This window comes from Nostoc sp. FACHB-892, from assembly GCF_014698795.1.
Classification (GTDB): Bacteria; Cyanobacteriota; Cyanobacteriia; order Cyanobacteriales; family Nostocaceae; genus Nostoc.
This window is the reverse complement of sequence record NZ_JACJTR010000036.1, coordinates 22,909-47,160: the sequence shown is the minus strand read 5'-3', so window position 1 is coordinate 47,160 and position 24,252 is coordinate 22,909. Positions and strand designations below refer to the sequence as shown.

At 41.4% G+C, this 24,252-nt stretch carries 24 protein-coding genes; 21 read left to right on the top strand and 3 right to left on the bottom strand.

The window, feature by feature from the left end:
- The first annotated feature begins 22 nt into the window (after positions 1–22).
- Both H6G96_RS30525 and H6G96_RS30520 read left to right on the top strand, forming a co-directional pair.
- On the top strand, positions 23–2,125 hold the full coding sequence (locus H6G96_RS30525; protein WP_199339801.1) for a 3'-5' exonuclease: 2,103 nt from the start codon (positions 23–25) through the stop codon (positions 2,123–2,125).
- Positions 2,126–2,156: 31 nt separating this feature from the next.
- Positions 2,157–7,505 (top strand): DEAD/DEAH box helicase, encoded by a 5,349-nt coding sequence (locus tag H6G96_RS30520; protein WP_190916590.1) that lies wholly within the window; start codon positions 2,157–2,159, stop codon positions 7,503–7,505.
- 276 nt (positions 7,506–7,781) lie between these two features.
- Here H6G96_RS30520 and H6G96_RS30515 read toward each other — a convergent pair whose 3' ends face one another.
- The 3 genes from H6G96_RS30515 to H6G96_RS30505 form a co-directional block, all read right to left on the bottom strand.
- On the bottom strand, positions 7,782–9,473 hold the full coding sequence (locus tag H6G96_RS30515) for a P-loop NTPase fold protein (protein WP_190916588.1): 1,692 nt from the start codon (positions 9,471–9,473) through the stop codon (positions 7,782–7,784).
- A 371-nt stretch (positions 9,474–9,844) separates the two neighbouring features.
- Positions 9,845–10,786, bottom strand: coding sequence for a hypothetical protein (locus tag H6G96_RS30510; protein ID WP_190916585.1), 942 nt, complete (start codon positions 10,784–10,786; stop codon positions 9,845–9,847).
- Between the two features lie 109 nt (positions 10,787–10,895).
- On the bottom strand, positions 10,896–11,141 hold the full coding sequence (locus H6G96_RS30505) for a helix-turn-helix transcriptional regulator (protein WP_190916639.1): 246 nt from the start codon (positions 11,139–11,141) through the stop codon (positions 10,896–10,898).
- A 182-nt stretch (positions 11,142–11,323) separates the two neighbouring features.
- On the opposite strand from H6G96_RS30505, the gene H6G96_RS30500 reads away from it, so the two are divergent.
- The 19 genes from H6G96_RS30500 to H6G96_RS30410 all read left to right on the top strand — a co-directional run bounded on the left by H6G96_RS30500 (position 11,324) and on the right by H6G96_RS30410 (position 23,739).
- A complete protein-coding gene (locus H6G96_RS30500; RefSeq protein ID WP_190916583.1) occupies positions 11,324–12,181 on the top strand; it encodes a hypothetical protein in 858 nt (285 codons plus the stop codon).
- 120 nt (positions 12,182–12,301) lie between these two features.
- Positions 12,302–12,628 carry a hypothetical protein gene (locus H6G96_RS30495; protein ID WP_190916580.1) on the top strand — a complete coding sequence of 109 codons (327 nt, stop codon included), beginning with the start codon at positions 12,302–12,304 and terminating at the stop codon, positions 12,626–12,628.
- A gap of 351 nt (positions 12,629–12,979) precedes the next feature.
- Positions 12,980–13,912 carry a hypothetical protein gene (locus tag H6G96_RS30490; protein ID WP_190916578.1) on the top strand — a complete coding sequence of 311 codons (933 nt, stop codon included), beginning with the start codon at positions 12,980–12,982 and terminating at the stop codon, positions 13,910–13,912.
- Between the two features lie 149 nt (positions 13,913–14,061).
- Positions 14,062–14,724 (top strand): hypothetical protein, encoded by a 663-nt coding sequence (locus H6G96_RS30485; RefSeq protein ID WP_190916576.1) that lies wholly within the window; start codon positions 14,062–14,064, stop codon positions 14,722–14,724.
- Positions 14,725–14,791: 67 nt separating this feature from the next.
- Positions 14,792–14,995 carry a hypothetical protein gene (locus tag H6G96_RS30480; RefSeq protein ID WP_190916574.1) on the top strand — a complete coding sequence of 68 codons (204 nt, stop codon included), beginning with the start codon at positions 14,792–14,794 and terminating at the stop codon, positions 14,993–14,995.
- A complete protein-coding gene (locus H6G96_RS30475) occupies positions 14,992–15,693 on the top strand; it encodes a hypothetical protein (protein WP_190916572.1) in 702 nt (233 codons plus the stop codon). The genes H6G96_RS30480 and H6G96_RS30475 overlap by 4 nt, the downstream gene beginning before the upstream one ends.
- Positions 15,681–16,280 (top strand): alpha-ketoglutarate-dependent dioxygenase AlkB, encoded by a 600-nt coding sequence (locus H6G96_RS30470; RefSeq protein WP_190916569.1) that lies wholly within the window; start codon positions 15,681–15,683, stop codon positions 16,278–16,280. The genes H6G96_RS30475 and H6G96_RS30470 overlap by 13 nt, the downstream gene beginning before the upstream one ends.
- 225 nt (positions 16,281–16,505) lie before the next feature.
- Entirely contained in the window at positions 16,506–17,858 is a 1,353-nt protein-coding gene (locus H6G96_RS30465; RefSeq protein ID WP_190916567.1) for a hypothetical protein, read from the top strand.
- 53 nt (positions 17,859–17,911) lie between these two features.
- Positions 17,912–19,276, top strand: a complete 1,365-nt coding sequence (dnaB, locus tag H6G96_RS30460; RefSeq protein WP_190916564.1) for a replicative DNA helicase — start codon at positions 17,912–17,914, stop codon at positions 19,274–19,276.
- 45 nt (positions 19,277–19,321) lie between these two features.
- Positions 19,322–19,702, top strand: a complete 381-nt coding sequence (locus H6G96_RS30455; protein WP_190916562.1) for a hypothetical protein — start codon at positions 19,322–19,324, stop codon at positions 19,700–19,702.
- Between the two features lie 5 nt (positions 19,703–19,707).
- The gene (locus H6G96_RS30450) at positions 19,708–20,094 is read left to right on the top strand and encodes an ASCH domain-containing protein (protein WP_190916560.1); all 387 of its coding nucleotides are present in this window, start codon (positions 19,708–19,710) and stop codon (positions 20,092–20,094) included.
- A gap of 26 nt (positions 20,095–20,120) precedes the next feature.
- Positions 20,121–20,390: a hypothetical protein gene (locus tag H6G96_RS30445; protein ID WP_242063453.1), complete on the top strand. Its 270-nt coding sequence runs from the start codon at positions 20,121–20,123 to the stop codon at positions 20,388–20,390.
- Complete coding sequence (locus tag H6G96_RS30440; protein WP_190916557.1) at positions 20,374–20,781, top strand: four helix bundle protein; 408 nt, start codon at positions 20,374–20,376, stop codon at positions 20,779–20,781. The genes H6G96_RS30445 and H6G96_RS30440 overlap by 17 nt, the downstream gene beginning before the upstream one ends.
- On the top strand, positions 20,782–21,033 hold the full coding sequence (locus H6G96_RS30435; protein ID WP_242063452.1) for a hypothetical protein: 252 nt from the start codon (positions 20,782–20,784) through the stop codon (positions 21,031–21,033).
- 29 nt (positions 21,034–21,062) lie between these two features.
- Entirely contained in the window at positions 21,063–21,494 is a 432-nt protein-coding gene (locus tag H6G96_RS30430) for a DUF1392 family protein (protein ID WP_190916554.1), read from the top strand.
- Between the two features lie 26 nt (positions 21,495–21,520).
- Positions 21,521–21,691 (top strand): hypothetical protein, encoded by a 171-nt coding sequence (locus H6G96_RS30425; protein WP_190916552.1) that lies wholly within the window; start codon positions 21,521–21,523, stop codon positions 21,689–21,691.
- Between the two features lie 194 nt (positions 21,692–21,885).
- Entirely contained in the window at positions 21,886–22,551 is a 666-nt protein-coding gene (locus H6G96_RS30420) for an Abi-alpha family protein (RefSeq protein WP_190916550.1), read from the top strand.
- Between the two features lie 499 nt (positions 22,552–23,050).
- Positions 23,051–23,452, top strand: coding sequence for a hypothetical protein (locus H6G96_RS30415; RefSeq protein ID WP_190916548.1), 402 nt, complete (start codon positions 23,051–23,053; stop codon positions 23,450–23,452).
- Between the two features lie 62 nt (positions 23,453–23,514).
- Positions 23,515–23,739 (top strand): hypothetical protein, encoded by a 225-nt coding sequence (locus H6G96_RS30410; protein WP_190916546.1) that lies wholly within the window; start codon positions 23,515–23,517, stop codon positions 23,737–23,739.
- The last annotated feature ends 513 nt before the right edge of the window (positions 23,740–24,252 follow it).

The window sequence follows — 24,252 nt, the reverse complement described above, 5'->3', positions numbered from 1 at the left end:
ATTACAAATGTGGGCTAAAGCCATGTGGACATTATCAGTTACCGACACTTTCCTGAATGAACTATTAAATTTACCTCAAAGTATCAGCAAGAAAGTTACTAAATCTGTCAAAGTTTTAGAACAAGACCCAATTTCTGCTGGAGGAGATGCTAAAAAACTCAAGGGTTATCAAAACAATACTTATCGTATCCGCGTAGCTGACTATCGCGTATTTTACAGCTTTGGTCAAGGTTGGGTAAAACTTTTGAGTGTGCGTAAACGAGATGAACGTACTTATGAAATAGAAATTCCACAATTTCAAACACCCACAATACGACATCAAGAAAATGTAGTAGTGCGGGAAAACAAGGAACAAAAGGCTGTTGTTGAAAAAGATCCGGTATTTTTCTCATCGTCTTTTAATTCCCCTGCAACTTGCCAAATTACAACTGCTTTACCCGTTGAACTAACTGCATCATTACTGCAACAGTGGCAAATTCCTCAACAATACTGGGCAAATATTCTCAAAGTAGATAATTCAGAAGCAATTCTGGAATTACCAATCCCAGATAAACTGATTAGTCGGATACTTGATAATCTCTTTCCGCGCCCCATTGAAGAAATTGAGAACCAGCCACAATATATTCTCCAAGGGACTGAAGATTTAGATCGTTTCTTTACAGGTGACTTGAGTGCTTTTCTCCTCAAGCTTGATCCTGAGCAAGAAAAACTCTGTGATTTCGGTGGAAGTGGGCCTATTCTTGTCAAAGGTGGCCCAGGAACAGGTAAATCCACCTTAGCTCTTTATCGAGTGCAAAAGTTATTACAGCAAGGATATCGCTCAATTGTATTCACGACTTATACCAATGCCCTGGTTACTTACTCCCAACAACTTTTAGAACAACTGTTGGGGCAATCTCCTCAAAATTTAGGTGTAGAAGTTGTTACAGTTGATTCTCTAATTTATGACTATTACATTAAAAGCTACGACAAACCTGTATTTGCTACACAGCAACAATGCTTAGGCTGTTTACAATCAGCCCTTGCCACTACAGAAATTCCTGCCAGCAATATTTTTGATCAGCGAGTACGCCGACAAACTCTAGAAAATTTAGGACTTCCTTATTTACTCCAAGAAATTCAGAACGTAATTCAAGCTTGGGGTATTCCAGGCTTGGAAGAATACCAGAATTTGGAGCGCCACGGTCGAGGAGTAGCTTTAAAAGCCAACATCCGAGAAGCAATCTGGACAGTTTACCAAACTTGGCGATCATTGATGGCAGCTAAGGGGTATATCACCACAGAACAAATGCGTTTACAAGCATTGGGAGTAGTTAAGCAACTTTCAGAAAAACCTTATCAAGCAATAGTGATTGATGAAGCTCAAGACTTATCACCTGTTTCCTTACGCTTTCTTTTGGCATTAGTACCCAACTTGTGTGGAGTTTACTTAACTGCTGATGCTTCCCAATCGCTTTATCAACGTGGTTTTAGTTGGAAACAAATTCACTCTGACTTAAAAGTGGCTGGACGAACCCTTGTTCTTAAACGTAATTATCGTAATACCCAGCAAATTATTACCGCCTGTATCAATATTATTGAAGGTACGGAAGCCGGAGATTCTGAATGTTTATATCAAGAGCCATCAAACCATCAAGGAGATTTACCATCTCTATTACTAATTGATAATACTGAACAAGAAATCCAAGCTATCAAGGATTTTTTCATTACCGCAGCTAAAAAATTTCGTTTTCCTCTTCACGGTAGTGCTGTACTGTGTCCCAGCAATCAAGCAGGAAAGTTATATGCTGAAAAACTTACTAAGTTGGGACTCAAAGCAATTTTTGTTTCAGGTAAAGAAATCAATCTGAAAGCACCCTATATAAAAGTTTTGACCTTACATTCTGCGAAAGGTTTAGAGTTTCCTGCTGTTGTGGTTGTTGGATTGAAAGCAGGACAATTACCACATATAAACCTTCAAATCCCTATAGATGAATCCAACATCATGATTAATGAACAAAAACGTTTATTCTATGTTGCTTGCTCTCGCGCTATGCGTGCCTTGATGGTCTGTGGCTCTGCTATTTCTCCTTCTCAATTTGTTCAAGCTTTAAATAATGTTTATTGGGAAATCGTTCAAAATTAATACATCAACTATAGATTTATAATTACTAATTATGAAATTACCTGTAAAGTTACAAGAATTATTAGAGCAGCCAGAAGCTTTTATCTCAACTATTAGTGATATTATCGGTCAAGGAAAAGCAATAGTTGACTGTACAAATGTTAAGACAGTTCCGCCTGAAAAACTTGATTTAATTTTTAGTAAAATTCCTGAAGATTGGGACTTTTTACAATTAGGCGAAGTTTTTGACCCCGTTACATTTACAGATACCTTTGCCAACCAAGTTTCAAATTACATCGACCAGCGTGTAGGACGGACTCAGCCTCAATACTCAATTGCAAATGATCAATTAGCCAATACTAACGATCTTGATATTTTTAACTTCCGTAATGAGGTAATAGGCGACTACCGCCGCTATATAGAAAGCTTCCTCAAAATCCGTGATCGCAAAGTCAAAGAATTTGTAGACACAGAATTGGACAAGGGGCAACTTTGGACTGACCCCCTAGTTCAACTCAATCCTAGCTATAAAAAAGGTGCAACAGTTAAAGAGTTAGTACAACAGCAAACGCTTCATCCAGACTGCGAGAAATACTTCTACAAAAAAGACGGTACACCCTTTACTTTCCATTACCACCAAAAGCAAGCATTTGAAACTGCACAACGCCAAGAACCCTACGTTGTTACCACAGGCACAGGTTCGGGTAAAAGCATGACTTACGTCGTGCCGATCTTCGACGATTTACTGGGTCATCCTGAAATTTCAGGAGTCAGGGCAATATTGGTTTATCCCATGAATGCTTTAATTAACTCACAAAAAGAAGAACTCGACAAATTTTTACGCCAAGTTCCTAATACTCACATTCGTGTTGAAAAATACACTGGGCAAGAAAGTTTAACCAAGAAAACCGAAATTCAAAACAACCCACCCCATATTTTGCTCACCAACTACGTGATGCTAGAGTTAATGCTCTCACGCACTCACGAAAATAAACTGGTCGAGTCTCCCAATTTAAAATTCCTGGTACTGGATGAATTACATACCTATCGGGGACGACAAGGTGCAGACGTTGCCATATTGATCCGCAAACTCCGTCAGCGTAGCAAAAGTAATGAGGAATTACTCTGCATTGGCACAAGTGCCACCATGTCAACGGTCGGTTCCCGCGAACAACGCCGCCAAGTTGTAGCAGATGTCGCTAGTAAGTTATTTGGCGTGGAAATTAAACCCAACAATGTTATTGATGAAACCCTAGAACGTTCTATCCAACGTGTTGAACCTACTATTGAACAACTGTGCCAAGGAATCTTGGCAGGTTTACCAACCGACTTAGAACAAACACTAACAGAATTCCGAAACCATTCTCTAAGCTACTGGATCGAGATGAACTTCGGTTTAGAAGAAAGAGAAGGGCATCTCGTTCGCCGTCAACCCATCAGCTTAGAAACAGGTGCAACCAAACTTGCCCAACAAACCCAGCTTCTAGAGGAAACTTGTTTAACAGTCCTCAAACAGATGTTCCTGTGGGGAAGCAAAACTAATGGACTTGCCTTTCGCCTACATCAGTTCATTTCCCAAGGGGGAAGCGTTTACGCCACTATTGAAAATCGAGACAAACGCCATTTAACCCTTGAAGGTCAATATACAACCACCGACAACCGCCTACTTTATCCCCTCGTTTTTTGCCGTGAATGCGGACAGGATTACTATGTCGTTCGCTACGATGCTGATAAGCATATTATCCTGCCTCAATTGCCCACTGCATTAGATATTAGTCCTGACGATGCAGATATTACCGAAGGTTATCTTACCCTTGATGAACCAGAACTTTGGGATACAAGCGATGAAGATAGACTTCCTGACTCTTGGTTTAGTGAAACCAAAAAGAAAGGACGGGTTGCCAAAAAAGACTTTGTAAGGTTTATTCCCCGAAAACTCCAAATTCTACCCAATGGTAAAGTTACATCCTCCCTGTTGCAAGGAACCACTTGTTGGTTTATTCCTAAGCCCTTTCTAACCTGTCTCAACTGCGGCGTACTTCATGACAAGAAACGCAACGAATTTGCCAAACTCTCTCGCCTCAGCAGTGAAGGACGCAGTACCGCTACCACTCTACTTTGTCTTTCTACTACCAGCCGCCTCAAGCAAGTCTTTACAGGGGAGAAAGCTAAAGCTGCCAAAATCCTCAGTTTTACCGATAACCGTCAAGATGCTTCATTACAAGCGGGACATTTCAATGATTTTGTCCAAACCAGTTTCTTACGGGCTGCACTTTTAGGCGCAATTCAAGCCAAAGGGCAACTCACCCACAGCGAATTAGCCAGCGTTGTCGTCCAATACATGGGAATTACTCAAAACGACTATGCCAAGCAAGCAGCAGAGTTTGGGGTCGGGAAGCGACGCAATGAAGAAGCCTTTCGTAAACTGATTGAATATCGTCTTTACGAAGACTTGCGTCGAGGGTGGCGCATTGTTCAACCCAACCTTGAACAGTGCGGACTGTTGATAATTGAGTATGACGGACTCCAAGAAGCCTGTGCTGACAACAATCTTTGGCAAAAACACCGCCATTCTCTTTTACTACAAGCCACTCCACAAGAACGTTTCATCGTTACCCAAGCATTCCTCAACCATCTGAGGCGAGAATTAGCAATTGATGCCAAACTTTTACAACCAAACCAAAAAGATTCACTCAAAAGCGAAGTCATTCAAGCTCTTAAAGAACCTTGGGTATTTGATGAGAACGAATATTTATACTTAGCAACTTGGGCAACTATTAGCACTGGTGGTAATGAAAAAGCAAAAGTCAAACTTACTACTAGAAGTAAAATTGGACGATTTTTGCGATCGCCAAACACTTGGTCACTCCGCAGCCAACTTTTAACAGATGTAGAGTTCAACAGCTTAATCACTACTCTAATTGATGCTTTGTGTGATGCTGGCTACCTAGTGCAAGAAAAATCTGAGGTACAGCTACGCATAGACTCACTACTATGGAAAGCAACCAACCTCAAGGAAATCCCTACTGATCCCTTAACATCGCGTCGTTTGCAGGGTAACGATAAGCCCAATATATCAGTTAACCAATTTTTCCAAGGTTTTTACCAAACCAATGCCTTGCAAATCCAAACGATGGAAGGGCGAGAACATACCGGACAGGTAAGCAACAAAGACCGTCAAGAACGAGAAGAAAAATTCCGTCAAGGACAATTAGCTGCATTGTTTTGTTCTCCGACAATGGAATTAGGCATCGACATTTCCGACCTTAGCGTTGTCCATCTCCGAAACGTTCCTCCTAGCCCCGCAAATTACGCCCAACGTAGTGGTCGTGCTGGTAGAAGTGGACAACAAGCTTTAGTCATTACTTATGCTTCCATTGGTAGCGGTCACGATCAATACTTTTTCAAACGCCAAAATCAAATGGTTGCTGGGGTAGTTGCTCCACCAAAACTAGAGCTAGCCAACCAGGATTTAATTAAATCTCATGTTTACTCGATTTGGCTGGCACATACTGGGGTTTACTTGGAAGATTCTATGAATAAAATCTTGGATTTGGAATTAGAAAACTATCCCCTCAAAGACAGAATTCGCCAAGAACTTACCCTGAGCCAATCCAAATTAACCCAATGTCTGCAAGCCGCTCAGTCTATTTTCTCAGATTTTTTCTGCCAAGAGGATCTGCAAAAAGCTTCTTGGTATTCTGTAAATTGGTTACATTTAACCATTGAAAATGCTTTGAATGCTTTTGACCGAGCCTGTAAGCGCTGGCGAGAATTGTACACAGAATCAGTCAAGCAGTTAGAATCTGCTCGCCGTACTATTGACCGTTTTGCTAGAGGTGATGTTGCCCAGGAAGAACGTAACAATGCGGAAGCACAGGCACGAGAAGCACAACGACAAATTGATTTACTCGTCGGACACAGCCAAGGCAAAAGTAATTCCCAGTTTGAATTTTATCCTTATCGTTACTTTGCTGCCGAAGGATTTTTACCAGGATTTAACTTCCCTCGCTTGCCAGTCCGAGCATTTATTCCGGCTGGTGAAGGTGGTGAATTCATCTCTCGCCCCCGCTCAATGGCATTACGGGAATTTGCTCCCAACAACATCCTTTACTACGAAGGTAGTAAATTCATGGTGGCCAAAACTAAAGTACCTGTTGGTGGCATTGAAGGCGAGTATAAACGGGTGAGCGTTTGTGCTAACTGCGGGTATTACCACGATGGCGCTTTTCGTGACACTTGTGAAAACTGCGGCGCAGAAATTAAACCTGATGCTCATGGCAATGTAGCCAAATTGACTCGCGTACTGCCAATGGAAACTGCGATCGCTCGTCGTCGAGAACGCATTACCTGCGACGAAGAAGAACGGCTCAAGTATGGCTACAACATCACCACACATTTCCGTTACGCTAGCCAAAAGCGGGAATCAGCTATTGTTCAAGCTGCTGACGGTACGCCACTGTTCAAATTAACCTATGGAGCTACAGCTACCATTTGGCGAATTAATCGGGGACTGAAGAAGAATAGAGAAGAACGAGGATTTAAGCTCAATCCAACAACGGGTGTATGGGGCGACCATAAAAATCCACAGACTCAACAGACACCCGATAGCTTGCATACCGAAGTGAATTTAATGGTCGATGATACTTGCAATATCTTGATTGTTGAGCCATTAAATGTTCCTGTTGAGGACAGAGAAGCTTTTATTGCCACCTTGCAATACACCTTAGAAACTGCAATTCAAGCCGTTTACAAATTAGAAGCTGATGAACTCGACTCCGAACGACTAGGTGAAGGCAAGTATTTACTGTTCTGGGAAGCTGCTGAAGGTGGTGCAGGTGTACTCTCTCAGCTATTAGAAAAACCAGAGGCATTTAGAAAAATTGCTGATGCAGCTTTCGATATTTGTCATTTTACACAACCTAAAGACAGTTGTATTCAAGCTTGCTATGAATGTTTGCTCTCTTACCGCAATCAATTTGACCATGCACTGATAAATCGTCACCTCATCAAACCTTGGCTTGACCTATTACTGGAGAGTAGCGTTATTACTCAAGTTAAAGGGCTTTCTCGCGATCAGCAATATCAAAAATTGCTGGAGCAAACAGACCCTAACTCTGATTTTGAGCGTGTGGTTTTGCAAGAAATTTATCAACGGGGGTACAAATTACCTGATGCTGCTCAGAAATTTATTCCAGAGGCAAACTGTAAACCAGATTTTGTTTATCAGGAAGAGGCGATCGCTGTTTTTTGTGACGGTTCAGTTCATGATAGCCCCGATCAGCGCAAGCAAGATAAAATTGAGCGCGATAATCTTAGGTACGAGACTGGTTATACTGTCCTTACCTTAAGCCATAGTGAAGGTTGGCAAACTGAATTGCTTGTTTTAGCAAGTTTATAACCTAGAACCAAATCTTCTAATTTATCTGGTGAAGCCACAGCACCATCAACACATTTGCCAACACTTATATCATCGCCCCTAACTGATGAAGTTTAAGCTATTGAAGCTTACTGTAGCTGCTGAGGATTGGTGGAGTCTAGTGTTGCCCATTTGTTGCATTTGTTTGTAGAATTTGTAATTTTAATAGCTAATGAACTAAATGTACTTTCAAGCTATTCTCTTGGCAGGAGCCAGTATAACTGTAAGTCAACTTTTTTACTAGCTAAAGCTTACCTGTTATGCATCACTTTCAACTTTTATACCAAACTTAGCAACTCTCCGTGCATTTAGTGAACTCTGCTTTCCAATTCTGACAAGTGCTTCCCTAGCGTTATTAGATATCACTTTCTGTTCTTCGGAAGGATTGAGTATCTGTGCGAACTGAAGACAAGCATCGATCCAGTATGATAAATGATCACCATTTTGCTTGGTAAATATTTGATAGAAATCATCCACAGTCAAAGAAGAAAGTATCTCTATATCACTTTGGTTCCATCCATTCTTACCCACTAAACTACTAATAACTTCTTCTGGGCTTCTATCATCGTTATAACACTTATTCTCAGAATTAAATCTTTCGATCAATCTTTGGTCATCTATATCACTGGCAAATGGATATCTTTTTAGATCAAATATTTCTTTATCATTTTTTCTATTCTGAATATAAAGCTCAATTATTTCATCTGCCTTCTCATTTTCACCTATGTCCCGCAAAAGTTTAACAGTACTATTTAAGTTCATAGGATCTATATACTGAGCATTTTCTTTAAAGCTCTCATAGAGTGATGCTACAAGTTCTATTTCATTACTATCAAAAGTATTATGATATTTATTCCAGGCTTCTGAGAAGGAATTCTTTGATTTATTAGCTATAATTTTAGCATTTAATTTATCTGCCTCTGCTAATAGTGAAGATTCATTAAAAAAACCATTCTCTATAGCTTTTGCAATTTCTAAATCAAACTCATCTATATTATAAAATGAATATTTTCTAAGAAATGCTTTCCATTCATTGTTTTCTTCGGTTTCTTTTTTATCATTCAACCCATACATTTTATAACCAAGATTCTTTAAATATTCATAACTAGGAATTTTGTTATTGTCCTTCTGAAAATAGCATAAAGCGAGGAGAGTCATAGTATGTAAGGACTGATGCAACAATTCTGGCTCATACCCCTTTAACAAGGGTTCGAGTTGGTTAGATAACCTAAGAATTTTTCTAATAATTCTGATATTGTTTATTCTTAGATTTTTAGAAAATTCTTTAATTTTCGATGAATAATAACACTCCGAAGGAATAGCTATTTCTGAACATTCTTCTGGTGTTGGATCAAATAGTAACTCTATATCGATAACTTTTTCCCGGTATGTCTTCAATGCCTCATCTTCATTATTACTCAACGATTCATCGTTTAATATAATAGCAATCTTACAATCTTTTTCTTCTTTTAATACCGAAATAAAACCCAATAAATCACGAATTTTTAACCCATCTCCTTTTCGTTCAACATCATCAATACAAATAAGTACTTTGTTAAGAGATAGAAAAGCAACACTATCTATAAATAAAGATAAATTTGCATTTTTAAAAGAAGGTAAGCTAGGAATAAACTTTAAAAGATTTCTGCCAAGAGTTAAGCTTTCTATACTTTTTATAAATGTTTCAATGCTCGGTTTCAAACCAATGGAATCAGTATCTATTACCTGCTCAAATATTCTGAGTTTCAGACTGTCTAATGAGTTACAGCCAAATAATGATACGTATGCATATCGTCTTAAAGTAATTCTTCTCTCTTTTTTAGCATCTTCAAGAAATTTATTCCAGGCAAATGTTTTACCAACCCCCCATTTACCTCGGATTGCCAGTACTTCTGGCGTTTCATTGATCAAGAATTTATTGATCTGATTCCTGACTAGCTCAATAGACATTTTATGCTTCCGTTTATGTATGCATCACTCTTATTATACAGGAGTATTATAATCACAAGTTACAATGTATTCAAAATTATAAAGATGTGAAAGCTACGATATATTCATATCCTGAACATTAGAATTTATGGTGTTCGTAGGCTTTATAGTTTTAATTTACTATAACTTGTACATCCTTGGATTGGATTTTCATACTAGATTGCATTAGTAATACCAATTTGAAAAAAGAATGCGACAAATAGATCATCTGTAGAGACGCGATTCATCGCGTCTCTACCCAAAAATGTGTTGCAATCATTAATTGAATTGGTACAATATCTCCTCCCGCAGTTGCTAAATTTTGCCTTCATAGTTTTCAGGGTATACCCATTTCAATCAAAACTTGTTTCATCCCCGTATTCTTTCTCAATCAAACCTAACAATTTCTCCTCCACCACAGTCAAATACGGTCGCTTCAGTTCCCCCAGATGCTTCAGCACAGCACGGGCAGCCTCTTCTAAGCTCTCATTTTCTCGCAGCTTACTGATGCGATCGCTAATCTGCTGCATCTGCTGACATTCCGACTCCAGGTAATTCAGTGGCTTCAGGTGGTCAATTCTGACAGTGTACTCCCCATTCCACATTGTGACTGTGCAACTGAATTCGCCCACATGGTTAACGATACCCCAGCAGCCACCTTTGCCTCTTAATTCGGGATTGTCTTTTGCAAGGATTTGGCAAACTTCGCCAAGGTGGTAAGGATTAGGGGCTTTAGTACGCTCTAGAATTCGCTCAATCACATCTTTGACAACACGCCCAGTTGGCACTTTGCCATCAGCTTGTTGCACTGCTGCTTGCCACACCTGCCATTGCTCTTGAGGTTCTAGCTTCGTCATTGGTCGAACTTGACCTTCACTGGTAGGTAAGATTTGTGATCCATTTGTTGTCAAATCCTCAATTCCCAAATTTTGACAACAAATTGTTGTCAAATTTTCGTACACATCAGCTGCTGCAATCAAGTAGTTCGACTTTTGGCGGCTGTGACCAAAGCGATCGCGGCAATAATCCTCAAATGTTTTATGCGTCGAACGGTACAGTCTGCGATCACGCAATTCGGAGAGTGCCTTACCTGCCTCAAAAAACGCCCGTTCCACCTTCCGCTCGAGGTGCAGGCGATCGCAAATCTCTTGCTCAGTTAATTCGGGTATTTCAACGGCAGTAACGGTGATTGTTGCAACGCTTGGATTTTCTTCTTGGACAAGGCTATCTGGTGGCGTGCTGTTATTAGATGCAGGGACGGTGGCCTTTTTACGCTTAGAGGATGGCTTAGTCATATTTCCATCTCTTTTAGTTCAGCGACATTTTCTTAAAGTGTGATGGTTTGCTGCAATTGTCTACCCCAAAATCCTTACCAACAAAACTTGTGGATTGACAGTAGCATGATTAAATCTCAGGATCTCCTTCTAGGCTTACACCAAAATCAACCCCTAAAACTCCTTCAATTTTGCGAAGATTTTCAATTGAAAGCGCTCCTTTGAGAGTTTCCTTTTCAACGTCATACCAGTAAGTCCGCGAAACACCAACTTCATCGCATATTTGCTCTAGGGACTTACTAGAATCCAGCCGGGCTTGCTTAATGCGCTCTCCTAGCCCTTCAATCTCTACTTCTTTGACTTGTCTTATCCGCATTCTTGTACTAATCACACTACCACCTCCTTAGAGTAAAGCGTTAACTGATAGTTTTACTATACACTACTAGCTTATAGTTGACACACTATAAACTAGTAGTGTACTATAAAAATATGGAGAAAGCGCCCCCGACTCGCAATCAAAAGCGCTTTCTCTGCCCTTAAAAATAAGGAATTTTTATCATGACACATCCGCAATACACACAGCAAGCCCTCTCGCGCTACACTCTCCCCCGTCTCAAAAGAATCGCTGCTGAATTAGGCGTTACACCCACCGGGGACAAAAGAGCGGCCCAAACCTGGGTAAACGCAATCATCACCCACCAATCCGCCCAGCTTCAGAAGGTTGACAACCAAGCCCTCGCCCAAGCCGAACTCGACCACTTCATAGCCGACCAAGCCCAAGCCGTAGCTCCTGAACCCCTCACAATAGTCGAAATCTCGTTTGACCATCACGAATATTACGCTGATGACAAACTGGTAGCCAGCATTAGCTATGACGACAACCATTTAACGCAACGCTGGGTAGTCATGGTCAACGATAAAGAAATATTTCGTGCCAACACTCTAATGCGTTGCGATCGCTTCATCTGCACTCACTACAAAGATGGTTCATTACCTGTGCAGGAGAAAGAAGCAACACCCCCCACGACCGAAAACCAAATCATGGCGCATATCTTCAACGAGTGCCAGAACTACAACAATTCGCAATTCGCAAGTCGCAATTCGCAATTACACCCCATGCCTAAAAACAGGAAGCTTTGCACCTGTAATGATTCAATTACTAATTACGTTCACAATTGCGAATTGCGAACTGCGAATTGCGAATTGCTTAGTGACTGGTGGGTGAAGAGGCGTTATTCAGTCCAGCAGCAGTATTCTAACTCGGTCTATGATGCTGTGCGCTCATTGTCAATGCTGGATGTGTCTACTGATAGTAAATCCATTCTTGATGAATATATTTTAGACCAACCGTTAGAACAGCTAACTGGCGATAGATTGCAACGACTGCTGGAAAAAGCGGAGTTAGTAACAGCGTAAGTCTTGGGCTTCGCCTGGGAAAAGGTTAAAGGGAAAGGGGGAAAGGTAAATTTCTTCATTCCCTTCCCCTTTGCCCTTTCCCCCTTTCCCTCAATAATCCCTTCATTCACCTATTCATCTATGCAACCCACAATCTCGATCCCACAACACTGGCCGTACCCTCGCTTTAACTTGGAACAGCGTACACAACAGGGCATCATCCTGGGACTTTATTACTATCCTTTGAGTACAGAGTTGGCTGAACAATTTGATGATGGTTGGCGCTATGTGCTGATGCCTAATAAAAACTCTAACGAAACATCATACTTGCAAGAGGAGCAAATCCAACCGCTCACACCAGAAGAATTATTCCACCAAATCACTGCTGAAATTGACTTTTACCAACAGCAGATAAATATTCTCAACCGTCAGTTAACCGCATTAACTAAGAATGCAAACAATGGCTAAGGAAGTAAGGAGTTAGACCGTAAATAATAGGGAAAAAGGAGAAGGGTTAAAGGGTAATGGGAACATCCATATTTAAAAATACTTGCTCTGTACTGTATTGAGAAAAGTCTTTCCTCCTTTCCCCTTTCCCCTTTCCCCCTCCAATTCACACCTTTCTGATTAATACAAAAGCGTTCACCTAAAGGAATGCCATTACTTTAGATGAACGCACGGAAGTTTTTCTCCCGCTACAGATTTCTAATTATCACACACAAAGCATTAATTAATGAAACTTTCGCTGAGGTGAAATATGACTTAAGAAGTGGTGTGGAAATCAATATCTAAAATTTGGAAATTTAGTTAGGAGTCAATATGAATTTACCTTTGAATCAAAATGTTTTTATCGAGTCTCCCTCATTGAGAACTTCTGCACTTTCTAACCTTGATGATTCACGCGCAGAAATGGTTCTAAGCAAAGCCAAGGCAATAGTGTTCGCTGTCTGGGAGGGTAATGGTTGGGCGACTACTGGAATGATTGCAGAATATTTTTCAGTCACAGAATCCGCAGTCAAAGAAATCTACAGAGTTAATCACTCAGAATTCCAAGCTACAGAAACTAAAACCCTTACAGGTAAAGAGCTAAGGGATGCTCGACAGATGCTCTGTCTACCATCAAAAACATCCCAGGCGAGAGTTTTTTCGGCTCTTGGGGCGTTAAGAATCGCAATGATGTTACAGCAATCCACAATCGCAGCACAAGTTAGAACCATCATTTTAGATTTAGTTGCAGCCATTAAAAGTGTTCCCTCTCAAACTCATTCACCTATCCCAGCCCTCCCTCCAGTCGAGCAACGGCTACATACTTTTGTACAGGCCATGAAGACTTTAGCCGAACTCACCGGTGGCAGACTCAACCCTTACATGGAACAGAATTGCAAAGACTTCGCTGCCAATCTGATAGCTGACTACAACAGACAGTCCCTTACCAGCACACAAGAAAAGTGGATGGGCGTGGTGAATTTTGCAGAGAGCGAACTTGGAAAGAAAGTCCCTATCAGTGGCCCTCACTACCGGGGACATCTTGGCACATGGGTGAGAACATTTTACCCACAATTAGGCGATCGCCAAGAAACGCGATTGGTCAATGGTGTGCAGCAGCCTATCTATGTCTACGCTTGCCACGATCCGGCTGTTGCGGCTGGGCTGACCAAAGCTGTAGAAGAATTTTTCGCTCACCCCAGTCCTGGTGCAGCGTTAAGACAGGCTGGTGCTTTCGCTAGCAAGAAAGAACAGGTATTGGTTTAATAGCCATCAGTCTTCAATCTTCAGTTGCCTGCATCTTTCTTACTACTGGCTACGTAACCATTACTTGTAAGAATTCATACTTTATTTACATAAGTAATTGTAAAGCCTGTTTATTAAACAGAAAATAAGTAACGGATAAGGAAAGGTTAATGACACGATTTCAAGACCCAAGAGCAGCAGAACTTGCCCAACAGATCGACCAAATCAATGCAATCGGTTGGGAAGGAGCCTGTGACTTAGCACTACAACAACATGTAGCGAAAGGGGAATTATCCCCAGTAGAAACAGTATTGCGTTGCGATATGTTCCGAAAAAGAGCGCAAGATACACAGGGTAAACGACAAGCAATTTGGGTAAAACAAATAAGCCAAGGCATTAGTGGAATCGAATGGTACACCGTTGAGTACGGCGGCATGGCGTTAGTTCTTCCCCGGCTGTGTGAGGAGTTGATGCTCGTTCCTGGTGACAAAGAGATATTGATGCAGTCCAAGCCGGTGGCACTCGACTTTCTTGCACATTGGAACCTCGCCTTCAAGCTGTGGCGTTACAACCGCGAAACAGAATCGCGCTGGCTTTCCTCTCGCTGGAGTCAGTTTTACGCCGAATACATGAGCCGGGAATGGTTGGAAATATGGGCTGAGGACGAAGTTTACCAGATTCTTTTACCAGACGGAACATTTCAGAATAAGCCTACCTTTGCCATCAACGCTTGCTGCTGCTGGGGTAATCCAGAAGCAATCCACCGCACCACTGCATACTCTGATTCTGGCTCAAGCTGGTTTCAATGGAATAATTTTACACCTTGGAGATAGAAGCGATCGCTATAAAACAAGTAGCAATCGCCACGTTAAACACTCCTTCATATTTGGCATAACCAACATGAGAGTCATTGTTAGAGTCACCGAAAAAATTACTAGTGAAGCTCACATTAATATCCCCGATGGGCTTTCAGAATCAGGTATTAGGCAGCATATTGTAGACCGCTATAACAGTGGCGAGATGCTGACTGATATGAACATTTTTCAAGTGGATTTTGAATCAATCAGCGCTCTTGTTGTCAAACAAGCGGGAGAGAGCTTATGACTGTTGCACAACTGCTGACACCACAACCATACTCTCCTAAATCTACAGGAGAAACTGTTGGTAGGCATCCATTGAACTTCTATGAGTCACCTTCATGGTTTATTACGGAATTACTACGCCATGTTCCGTTATCTGGTGTCATTGGTGAACCTTGTGTGGGAATGGGAGCGATCGCTTCTTTGTTGAATGTGTGGCCTCATACAGAACATATCTGGACTAACGACATCGATCCGAACAAGCAGGCACATTTTCACTACGATGCAACATTAACCGAGTCTTGGGATAAATTTTCAGAATGCGACTGGATCTGTACTAATCCACCATACGCGGAATTTGCTGCACCAATCATCAAGAATGCCTACCAGAAAGCGCGTATCGGTGTAGCCGCATTCCTTCTGACCAGCTTTCTCGAACCCTGTGATGATCGGGCTGATTTTTTACAGCAGCACCCGCCATCACTTGTTCTAATCATGCCGCGCTTCTGTTTTCGGAAAGACAAACGGGGTACTCGTTGGGCAACAGACAACATTACCATCTCGTGCTTTGTATGGGACAAATGTGCAACCACACAGCGCATTATTGTGCGTCCCAAATCTCAAATCGTTGGGTTTTACAAAAATCCAGAACAGGCTATTTCACAAGAACGGGCAGAAAAAATTGTTCGAGCGATTGCCAAAGGAGAATTATGCAACAACTAACTTTATTTCCCGAATCTGCTTCTACTTTACCAGTCAACTATTATCCAGAATTTTTGAATAAGGAAGAAGCTGACGAACTCTATCAACATTGCCAAGAATTGCAATGGAAACAAAATCAAATCAGAATGCTGGGTAAAACTATGCCTGTACCTCGTTTGGAATGTATTTACGGGGATGAAGGCTGTGATTACCTTTACTCTAAAAGCGTACTACTCAAACCACTACCTTGGACAGATCCTCTGGCTCAGTTACGCGACAGAATCACCGTAACTGCTGGTTATAACTTTCGCATCGTCATTGGCAATCAATATAGGAGTGGCCAAGATTCGATAGGGTGGCACAACGACAGTGAAGCTTCAATGGGATTTAACCCAGCGATCGCCTCTGTCAGTCTGGGTTCGGTTCGTAAATTCCAAATCAAGCCCATCGGGGGTAAGCCGACTGACTTTTGGTTGGAGCATGGAAGTTTGCTGGTGATGCTTCCGGGTTGTCAGAGTACTCATCTGCATCAAGTCCCGAAGACTAATAAGGTCGTTGGCACACGGATTAATCTAACTTTTCGACCCCACGTTGGGGGTAAGAGATAAGTATTTCGTCTGGATTGAAACTTTAATCCAGCCAGAAATCAAACAAGGTAAATTGCCTCCAATTATGAGGCTAAAACCTGCATCCAGAATCGTATAAATTTCTCCGCACTCAACATTTAAGTTTTAGAGGATGAACAATTTTCACTTCTCTTCAAAAGCAAAACCCTCGATATTTTGGCGCAAATCGAGGGAAAAGGAAATCAAGTAATCAGGGAAAATATATCTATGAGTTTAGCAGAAAATCAGCTTAATAATTGGACAGGTTTTGAAGTCTTCATTCCCGGTTTTTTTGATGATTATCCACTTGAATCATCAGAATTTAGGCTGTACGCGCATATCCAAAGAAGAGCAGGCGCAAGCGGTTGTTTTGAGTCTATTCCGAAAATGGCTAAACATTGTTACATTGCTCTCAAAACTGCCAAAAATGCCATCAAGCTTTTACTAGCCGTCGGAATGATTGAAATACAAGAACGTATTGGAACTACTAATATTTATACTCTCACTCCACCTTCTTCGTGGGTTTCTCCTAACCAAGTTCAATTACTTCGCTCCCAAATCAAGACAACAAAAGAAACCCCAGCCAAAATTAACCCCAGTCAAAATTGCACGGGGGGTGGGGTCAATTCTGCACCTAGTAGGGGGGTCAATTTTGCATGGGGGGTGGGGTCAAATTTGACCCACAAAGGTATTCCCATTAAGGTAATCCCATCTAAGGAATTCACACTAAGTGCAGTACCCCCCACAAGCGAGTGTGTGTGTGAAGAAACTAACTTGGATTTACAACCAAACCAGGAAGAAGAACCAATTTCTAAATCTTCGTCTTCACAATCAAACCAGGAAGAACCAATTCCCGAATCTCTCACTTCTCTACGAGACGCTGCGCGAACGTTGTCAAATCAATCCGAGACTTTGCATCAAACAGACATTCCCTCATGTAAACCTACTATTGCGGCGGGGTTGTTCGATAAAGACGAACAAGCGAACAAGAAACCAAGCAAACCAAGATTTCAGTCGATTGATGATTTGCTCAATCACATCTTGCTTGACCCCAGCATCTTGGCATCTGAGCCTTTACCCGCAGTTTACAGAAATGAAATCAAACTCCGTTCTTGGCGTTTCCCTTGGCGCACTTCTTGCAGAGACAAGATTTACCAAACCTGCGATCGCCGTTTGGTGGAGTTAATCGCCAAGGAGAGAGCCGAGTGGGACAAGGTTAATTGGCAGCAAAAAGTCCCCACTGTGATCAAATCAATCAGCAATTTGGAGGTGAGTAAAGCTGGTTTAGAAGAACTGCTGGTCTATTGGTCAAGAGTTCTTGAATCATCTACACCACAAACTGAACAATCAAAAGCCAATGACCAACCCATCGGTTACTACTCAAATCGTTCTCTTGATTGGCATAAAGCCACCTTCAGTGAACTTCTAGACCGCATGGATGAAGTTGGCAAGGACAAAGCTATCGCTTCTTTCAGCACTCGCTATGACCGAGAAGACGTAGGCGCAACGCTCAAATGGTTGGATTGGTTAAAGCTGACACATCCTCAAATGTATATGTATTTACATCCGCAAGCTGCGTAAACAATATGGAATTTAGATTTTCTAGAAATCAAAATTTTCAAATGAGGTAAACTATGACACAAGACAAATCAAACTTCACATCGCAACAAGACCGCTTACCCCCACAAAGCATTGAGGCTGAAGAAGTGATACTCGGTGGCATCATGCTCGACCCAAGTGCCATGAGCCGAATCAGTGATCGCTTGGTGGCAGATGCTTTTTACATCAATGCCCACAAAGACATTTATCAAGCAGCCCTACGACTGTACAGCCTCTCATTACCAACGGATTTGCTTTGCATTACCAACTGGTTGTCTGATAATGGTTTATTGTTCCGTATCGGTGGACGCAATAAACTGGCCAGTCTGGTTGACCGTACTGTGTCAGCTGTGAACATCGATGCTTTAGCTGACTTGGTAATGGAAAAATACCAAAGGCGGCAGTTAATCCTTGCTGGCACTGAGATTGTTCAACTTGGCTATGCCACCGAAACCGATTTACCTGTAATTCTCGACGAAGCCGAACAAAAAGTCTACAGCATTAAGTCTGAGCATTCTGCCTCTGACTTGGTTCATATTTCTCATGCCCTAGCCGACACTTTTACCGAAATTGAAGCGCGTCATGCTGGTACAGGCTCACCAGCAGCAAGCAGTGGATTTTATGACCTGGACAGTATACTCGGCGGTGGTTTTCGCAAAGGACGGTTGTATGTACTGGCTGCTCGTCCTTCTGTTGGTAAATCCGCTTTGGCTGGTAATCTCGCTCTCAATGTTGCCAAAACTGGGAAGATGCCTATCTGCGTTTTCAGCTTGGAAATGTCTACTGATGAGTACGTACAGCGATTCTTGAGCAGCGAATCTGGCATTGAAAATAACTTCTTGGAAACTGGGAATGTCTCTGACAGCCAGTGGCAACCCTTGAGTGTGGCGATCGCTACGTTAAGCGAACAACAGATTTTCATCAACGACGAATCTTGCCCTTCTCTTAATGAAATCCGTAGCCAAGTCCGCCGAATTTCATCCCATTACGGTGGTGTTGGGCTTGTGATCATTGACTACTTACAACTGATGGCTCTTGATACTGATTCACGGGTGAACATGGCTCAACGAGTCGGTGAAATCAGCCGGGGATTAAAAAGATTAGCCAAAGATTTGGATGTGCCTGTACTGGCTTTGTCCCAACTCAACCGCGAAGTTGAACACCGTAACGATAAACGCCCTGTACTAAGTGATTTAAAAGACAGTGGTGCTGTTGAGCAAGACAGTGATGTTGTAATCATGCTTTACCGCGAAGAAATGTACAACCCCGATACCCCAGATCGTGGCATTGCTGAGTTAGTCGTTCGCAAGCAACGCAATGGACCTACTGGTACAGTCAAGCTTTTATTTGACCATCAGTTTACCAGATTCAAAAATTTATCTCGTGGTCGTAGTTTTTAAGGCTCTACTGGAGAATAAACATTGTCTTTTACGCGGGAACAGAGAATGATTAAAACTTACCAACAACTTTTACAACAATGGGCGGCTCTCGCCCCTGATGAATGCTCTACCACTGACAGGGATTACAGGTTCAAAATCAAAATACTAAGAGAAGTTGAAAAATGTTCTTTCGATAACCCCTGGCGTTCGATTACTTCCGAAAATCTTACTTGGCGACTTGATGTAGCTGAAGATGTAATTCTCAGACAGTTGAATTTTGTTCTTCTAACAGTTTTACATCGCTGTTCTAACCGTCAGTCCAATATTCATTTCACTTTCATAGACCTTGGAACTATCGTCACAATCTGCAATGGGCTGAAGTCGCAAATACATCCACATCCGGCACTTGCGGCATTAGACGCTTACGTTCAATTGCTGGAGTTTTAAAACCCATGAAAGCACTTTCAGTCAGACAGCCTTGGGCATGGGCGATAATTTATGCTTTAAAAAATATTGAAAACCGTGGCTGGCCCATTCATTATCGCGGCGACATTCTGATTCACGCTGCAAAAACCTGCACCAAAAAAGATTACCAGGTAGCGAAAGAATTTTGTCAAAGCATGGGGGTAGTAATCCCAGAATTAATCTGTCTACGTCGCGGTCAAGTCATTGGTATAGTCACAATAGTAGACTGTCGGTTCTCACAAGTTGCATCTGGCTGGGGGATGCCTGAGCAGTATCACTGGAAGCTGGAGAATCCACGAGAAATCACACCAATTCCTTACATTGGGCGGTTGGGAATTTTTGAAGTACCTGATGAATTGGTCAGGAGTGCGTAGGCGTAGCCCGTCGTAGACATCGCCTTATGAAATCAGTCCTCTCACTTTTCTCCGGCATCGGCGGACTCTGCCACCACGGAATATCAGCTGCTCGTCTATCCCACAAATTCCGAGTCCAGCAATTTGTCGAAATCTCCCCTTATTCTCAATCAAAATTGCGCCATGAACAACCAGGAATTCCAATCCACGCAGATATCACCAACTACCACTGCCAAGAATCAATTCGCAATTCGCAATTCGCAATTCGCAATTCGCAATTATTAACTAGGAGTAAAATAGATGAATCAACAACTTAGTATTGCTGATAGAACCAAAGCTTTGGCAATAAGAATAGTTAAAGCTTATACTTTCCTAGATGAAAAGCCTGGAGTTTGTCGAACATTATCAAAACAGTTACTCCGAAGTGGTACTCCCATCCAATTCGCAATTGTAAATTCGCAATTCGCAATTATAATTTTAGGGAATTTTTACCGCCAAATAAATCAACTATTTAATTACATATTTCTAATTGCGAACTGCGAATTGCGAATTGCGAATTGTTCTGAGTACTGGTTAGAAATATTAATCGAGGCAGAATTGGTTGATAAAAATAAGTTTGAGTCCTTGCTTCAAGAAACTAGAGAAATTGGAAAGATTCTGGTTTCATCTACTCGAAAGGTGAAAGAGAAAATCAACAAGCTCAATTAATTGCGAATTGCGAATTGCGAATTGCGAATTGATTTGACCCCCTGGGCAGACCAAATTAGAAATCAGATTACGCAAGTACGGCTCTCTCATGAAGACCGAAGCTTTGAACCCGGCATTCGTGAGGTGGCTTCTGGGATTCCCGTTGGAGTAGCCAAGGGAATCAAGGGCAATTACGATGCCCGTCGTGCTTATGGTTTGAGTTGTTCTCCACGGCAAGCTGCGATCGCTTGGAAACGAATTGATTACTTGTGAGGTCTAAAGTCCAGTCAGGAGGCATAACCATGATTAACCTTGTTCAGAATCTAGAAACTTGTTGGTATCTTTCACCACCTTGGGGTAAAAAGATTCCCTCCTTAGAAGTTTCCCTGTTGGAGAAAGTCTACGTCACTACCACCAAATCTTTCGGTTACTGTTGCGGTGTAGAGTGGTCAGCTAAAGGCTGGAGTTATGAGATTGTCTCTGGCAACGATAATCTAACTGTTTTAGGACGTGAAATTATTGGTACAGGCAACTTACAATTAGTTACCAAAGAAAAGCCTGTGTTTGAACTGGGTGAATTAGTCGAGTTCCGATTTCATGGCGACGGGCCACCAGCAAGGATTGTTCAAGGCATCCAACTGATTTGCGATTCCTGGTTCTACTGCATCGAATGGATGCCAAAACAATTCGCAATTACCAATTCGCAATTCGCAATTAAAATTACTGATAACTGAAACTTATCACTTAATCAAAGATTAGCATGTTAGCTTTGCACTCCAAGGGCTTAATTTCTAATTTCCTCTGCAATTGCGAATTGCGAATTGCGAATTGGTTTGATGAGATTTTTACTTTCAGAGATGCGATCGCCCTTGGCGGGACTTCGCCCATCGCACGAGTGACTGACTATGACTTGGAGAGGGTGCGATTATAGACAATCTACACCTCATACTACATCCCAAGTAATATTAAGAAGGTAAGCACCATCGAAGTTAGCGACAGAGAGGAAATAACCAACAGTTTCTGTATCTCGGCTGACCCCCTATAATGGTTGCAGGTTTTGGAGCTATGCCGGAACTATAATACTAGTGAAGCCGATTTAAAAATACTAAAAAGAAAAGGATTTCTATGAGTGATTGGCTAGCAATATTTGAAGGCGCTGCATTTGCTCTTACAGTTAAAGGCGATATATATAAATTTATTTCAAAAGTTTTTGAAGGAGTAGATGGAATCGCTATTGAAACAGTTATCAATGAAGTGAGATGTTTTAATGCAAAAAGAACAGCAAAGGCTTTGGAAGAGATTTATGAAAAACTCAACAATGCAGGAGTAGAGCCGAAAAAAGTACCCACAAAAACCTTAATACCAATACTGGAAAATATTTCACTCGAAGAAGATGAAATATTAAGCGAAAAATGGTCTAAGTTATTAGAATCGTCTATTAAAGGGATATTTATTCATCCATCTTATATAGATATTTTGGAAAAAATATCACCGAATGACGCAAAGGTACTAGACATTATATTTAAAGAGGTTGAAATCAAATTAATCAAAGATTTTTCTATCACTCGGTTAATATCAGAAGTAAACATCAAAGCAGAAATGAGCAAAGAAGATTTAATAGAAAGTCTGGAAATATTATTGAATAAATCCTTGATAAATATAGGTGGAGTAAGCAAAATGCCTAATTTATCTCTTATAGACTTTAATGATACAACAGTTCAATTAACAACTATAGGCAAAAAATTTATGATGTTAGTCACAGGAAAAGAAGAGAAAAATAATAAAGATTGATGAAAATGGTATTGAGCCGAGACTTAGGTAATTTTCTGCAAGATAGAGCTAAGTATCAAAATCAATCGGCTTCCCGTTGAAATGGTTGTAAATATCCTCTGGCTTAAACCAGCTTGGAAATGTGCGCTCTGCATCTCTTAATTCTTCCCCTTGTCATTAAATAAGCCACAAACAATTTTGACTCCAGACAGCCCAATGCAATCGCTTTCTTCATGCAGCAGGTTTAGTAACTTTTGCTCTTTATGCAGAAATAACAAAACATATTGAAACTACCGTTACACAAGAGTTAAGCGCCAGCATCAAAACAGCCTTGATGCAACCTAATCACATAGGTGACAACTATTGGTTGTCACCCATCTGCCGCTCAAGCACTGCACTGTCTACCCTTAAGTCAAAAACTGGATTATTATAAAAAAATTGCGTAGTTACGAGTATATTCTGATGCTGATATTAGGATAACCCGTAGATGGTAGATTGAGAACCAAATCAATCTAATATTATGCAAAGTTTAACAGACCTAGAAAAAAAATTATTAGAGGTACGCAAGTTACAGTCTCAAGTAGACAAGAAAAAAGCCGAATTGGACAAGCAAATCAGACAGCTACTCCAAAACAAGTCTGAACTTGACAAGCTCATGGAGCAAGCACGTCAAAAAGAGTCCCTTGTGCAATGCCAGATAGTAGAACTCAAAAGCCTAGAGGTACGAACACACCCACCAGAAGTAGAGTATTTTGCTAATGGCGCAAGCAAAAGTTTACAGAATGATTTACTAAACTTGCTTTCTGGTAACGGTTCTGTTGCTATCAGATTGCTCAAGCACCAACAACAGATCAATCCTGGGAAGTCTGCAAACTGGTATTTGGAGAAAGTCATTTATGACTTGAAACGGGATCGACATTGATAATTCCTTGCAAAAATTCAACTGAGCCTCTTCAGCCTGTGTAGACACCATCCAGTTGGATTTTGACAACCAATGGTTGTCATTCGCCACTGAAGCGGCATACCATTATTACCCCGAATAACTCCACACAGGGATTGATCCCACATGATTGTCCTTCATTGCGATTGCTATTCATCCAGCGATCGCCGTACTCCTTCGGAGAAGCAAGCTACGCTGTCTTCGTATCCTTGGGAGAAGGCTTAAGCGAGAGCTTATCGCCGGCTCCAGAATCCCGTCAGTTCAATTAAGGCAGCAGCATACATATAGCCTGAAATAAGACAAATACACTCATATTCAGCGAAAATCATGCTAAAATGCTGGTCAGAACCAGTTCTAAACAGCCTAACTAGATAACATCAGTCATATTTTGACAACAACTTGTTGTCAAAAGCTGGGCAAATGTTCCACTATCACCCAAACGTCTTGAAAGTTTTGCGCTTGTATGTTCTGACCAATGCCATCGAACTCACGTTAATTCAAAGCATTGGTTAAAAGCATTACAGCCCAGGCGATTTCTTAAATAAAACCTTATGCTCCTCTGTAGGGCGGAACTTAAACACCACTGCTGCCTCACCCCAACCGTTGGCATTAGAGATAAAGCTCGCGCATTCAAGTCCCTTATTCAGTAAATGTCGTAGGTAAAGCTAAACGAACCGGAGTATACAAAATGTTCGTTAATTTACCTAGCTTAATCTTCCATCCCAGTTATCTTACGAGGTACAGCGGGAATTGGCTACGAGTTGTTACAGGTTGCCAGCGAT

Bases quoted from the DNA above. Each gene is read 5' to 3' on its own strand.
- H6G96_RS30525 (WP_199339801.1), top strand. From the start codon at position 23: ATGTGGACATTATCAGTTACCGACACTTTCCTGAATGAACTATTAAAT.
- H6G96_RS30520 (WP_190916590.1), top strand. From the start codon at position 2,157: ATGAAATTACCTGTAAAGTTACAAGAATTATTAGAGCAGCCAGAAGCT.
- H6G96_RS30515 (WP_190916588.1), bottom strand. From the start codon at position 9,473: ATGTCTATTGAGCTAGTCAGGAATCAGATCAATAAATTCTTGATCAAT.
- H6G96_RS30510 (WP_190916585.1), bottom strand. From the start codon at position 10,786: ATGACTAAGCCATCCTCTAAGCGTAAAAAGGCCACCGTCCCTGCATCT.
- H6G96_RS30505 (WP_190916639.1), bottom strand. From the start codon at position 11,141: ATGCGGATAAGACAAGTCAAAGAAGTAGAGATTGAAGGGCTAGGAGAG.
- H6G96_RS30500 (WP_190916583.1), top strand. From the start codon at position 11,324: ATGACACATCCGCAATACACACAGCAAGCCCTCTCGCGCTACACTCTC.
- H6G96_RS30495 (WP_190916580.1), top strand. From the start codon at position 12,302: ATGCAACCCACAATCTCGATCCCACAACACTGGCCGTACCCTCGCTTT.
- H6G96_RS30490 (WP_190916578.1), top strand. From the start codon at position 12,980: ATGAATTTACCTTTGAATCAAAATGTTTTTATCGAGTCTCCCTCATTG.
- H6G96_RS30485 (WP_190916576.1), top strand. From the start codon at position 14,062: ATGACACGATTTCAAGACCCAAGAGCAGCAGAACTTGCCCAACAGATC.
- H6G96_RS30480 (WP_190916574.1), top strand. From the start codon at position 14,792: ATGAGAGTCATTGTTAGAGTCACCGAAAAAATTACTAGTGAAGCTCAC.
- H6G96_RS30475 (WP_190916572.1), top strand. From the start codon at position 14,992: ATGACTGTTGCACAACTGCTGACACCACAACCATACTCTCCTAAATCT.
- H6G96_RS30470 (WP_190916569.1), top strand. From the start codon at position 15,681: ATGCAACAACTAACTTTATTTCCCGAATCTGCTTCTACTTTACCAGTC.
- H6G96_RS30465 (WP_190916567.1), top strand. From the start codon at position 16,506: ATGAGTTTAGCAGAAAATCAGCTTAATAATTGGACAGGTTTTGAAGTC.
- dnaB (WP_190916564.1), top strand. From the start codon at position 17,912: ATGACACAAGACAAATCAAACTTCACATCGCAACAAGACCGCTTACCC.
- H6G96_RS30455 (WP_190916562.1), top strand. From the start codon at position 19,322: ATGATTAAAACTTACCAACAACTTTTACAACAATGGGCGGCTCTCGCC.
- H6G96_RS30450 (WP_190916560.1), top strand. From the start codon at position 19,708: ATGAAAGCACTTTCAGTCAGACAGCCTTGGGCATGGGCGATAATTTAT.
- H6G96_RS30445 (WP_242063453.1), top strand. From the start codon at position 20,121: ATGAAATCAGTCCTCTCACTTTTCTCCGGCATCGGCGGACTCTGCCAC.
- H6G96_RS30440 (WP_190916557.1), top strand. From the start codon at position 20,374: ATGAATCAACAACTTAGTATTGCTGATAGAACCAAAGCTTTGGCAATA.
- H6G96_RS30430 (WP_190916554.1), top strand. From the start codon at position 21,063: ATGATTAACCTTGTTCAGAATCTAGAAACTTGTTGGTATCTTTCACCA.
- H6G96_RS30425 (WP_190916552.1), top strand. From the start codon at position 21,521: ATGTTAGCTTTGCACTCCAAGGGCTTAATTTCTAATTTCCTCTGCAAT.
- H6G96_RS30420 (WP_190916550.1), top strand. From the start codon at position 21,886: ATGAGTGATTGGCTAGCAATATTTGAAGGCGCTGCATTTGCTCTTACA.
- H6G96_RS30415 (WP_190916548.1), top strand. From the start codon at position 23,051: ATGCAAAGTTTAACAGACCTAGAAAAAAAATTATTAGAGGTACGCAAG.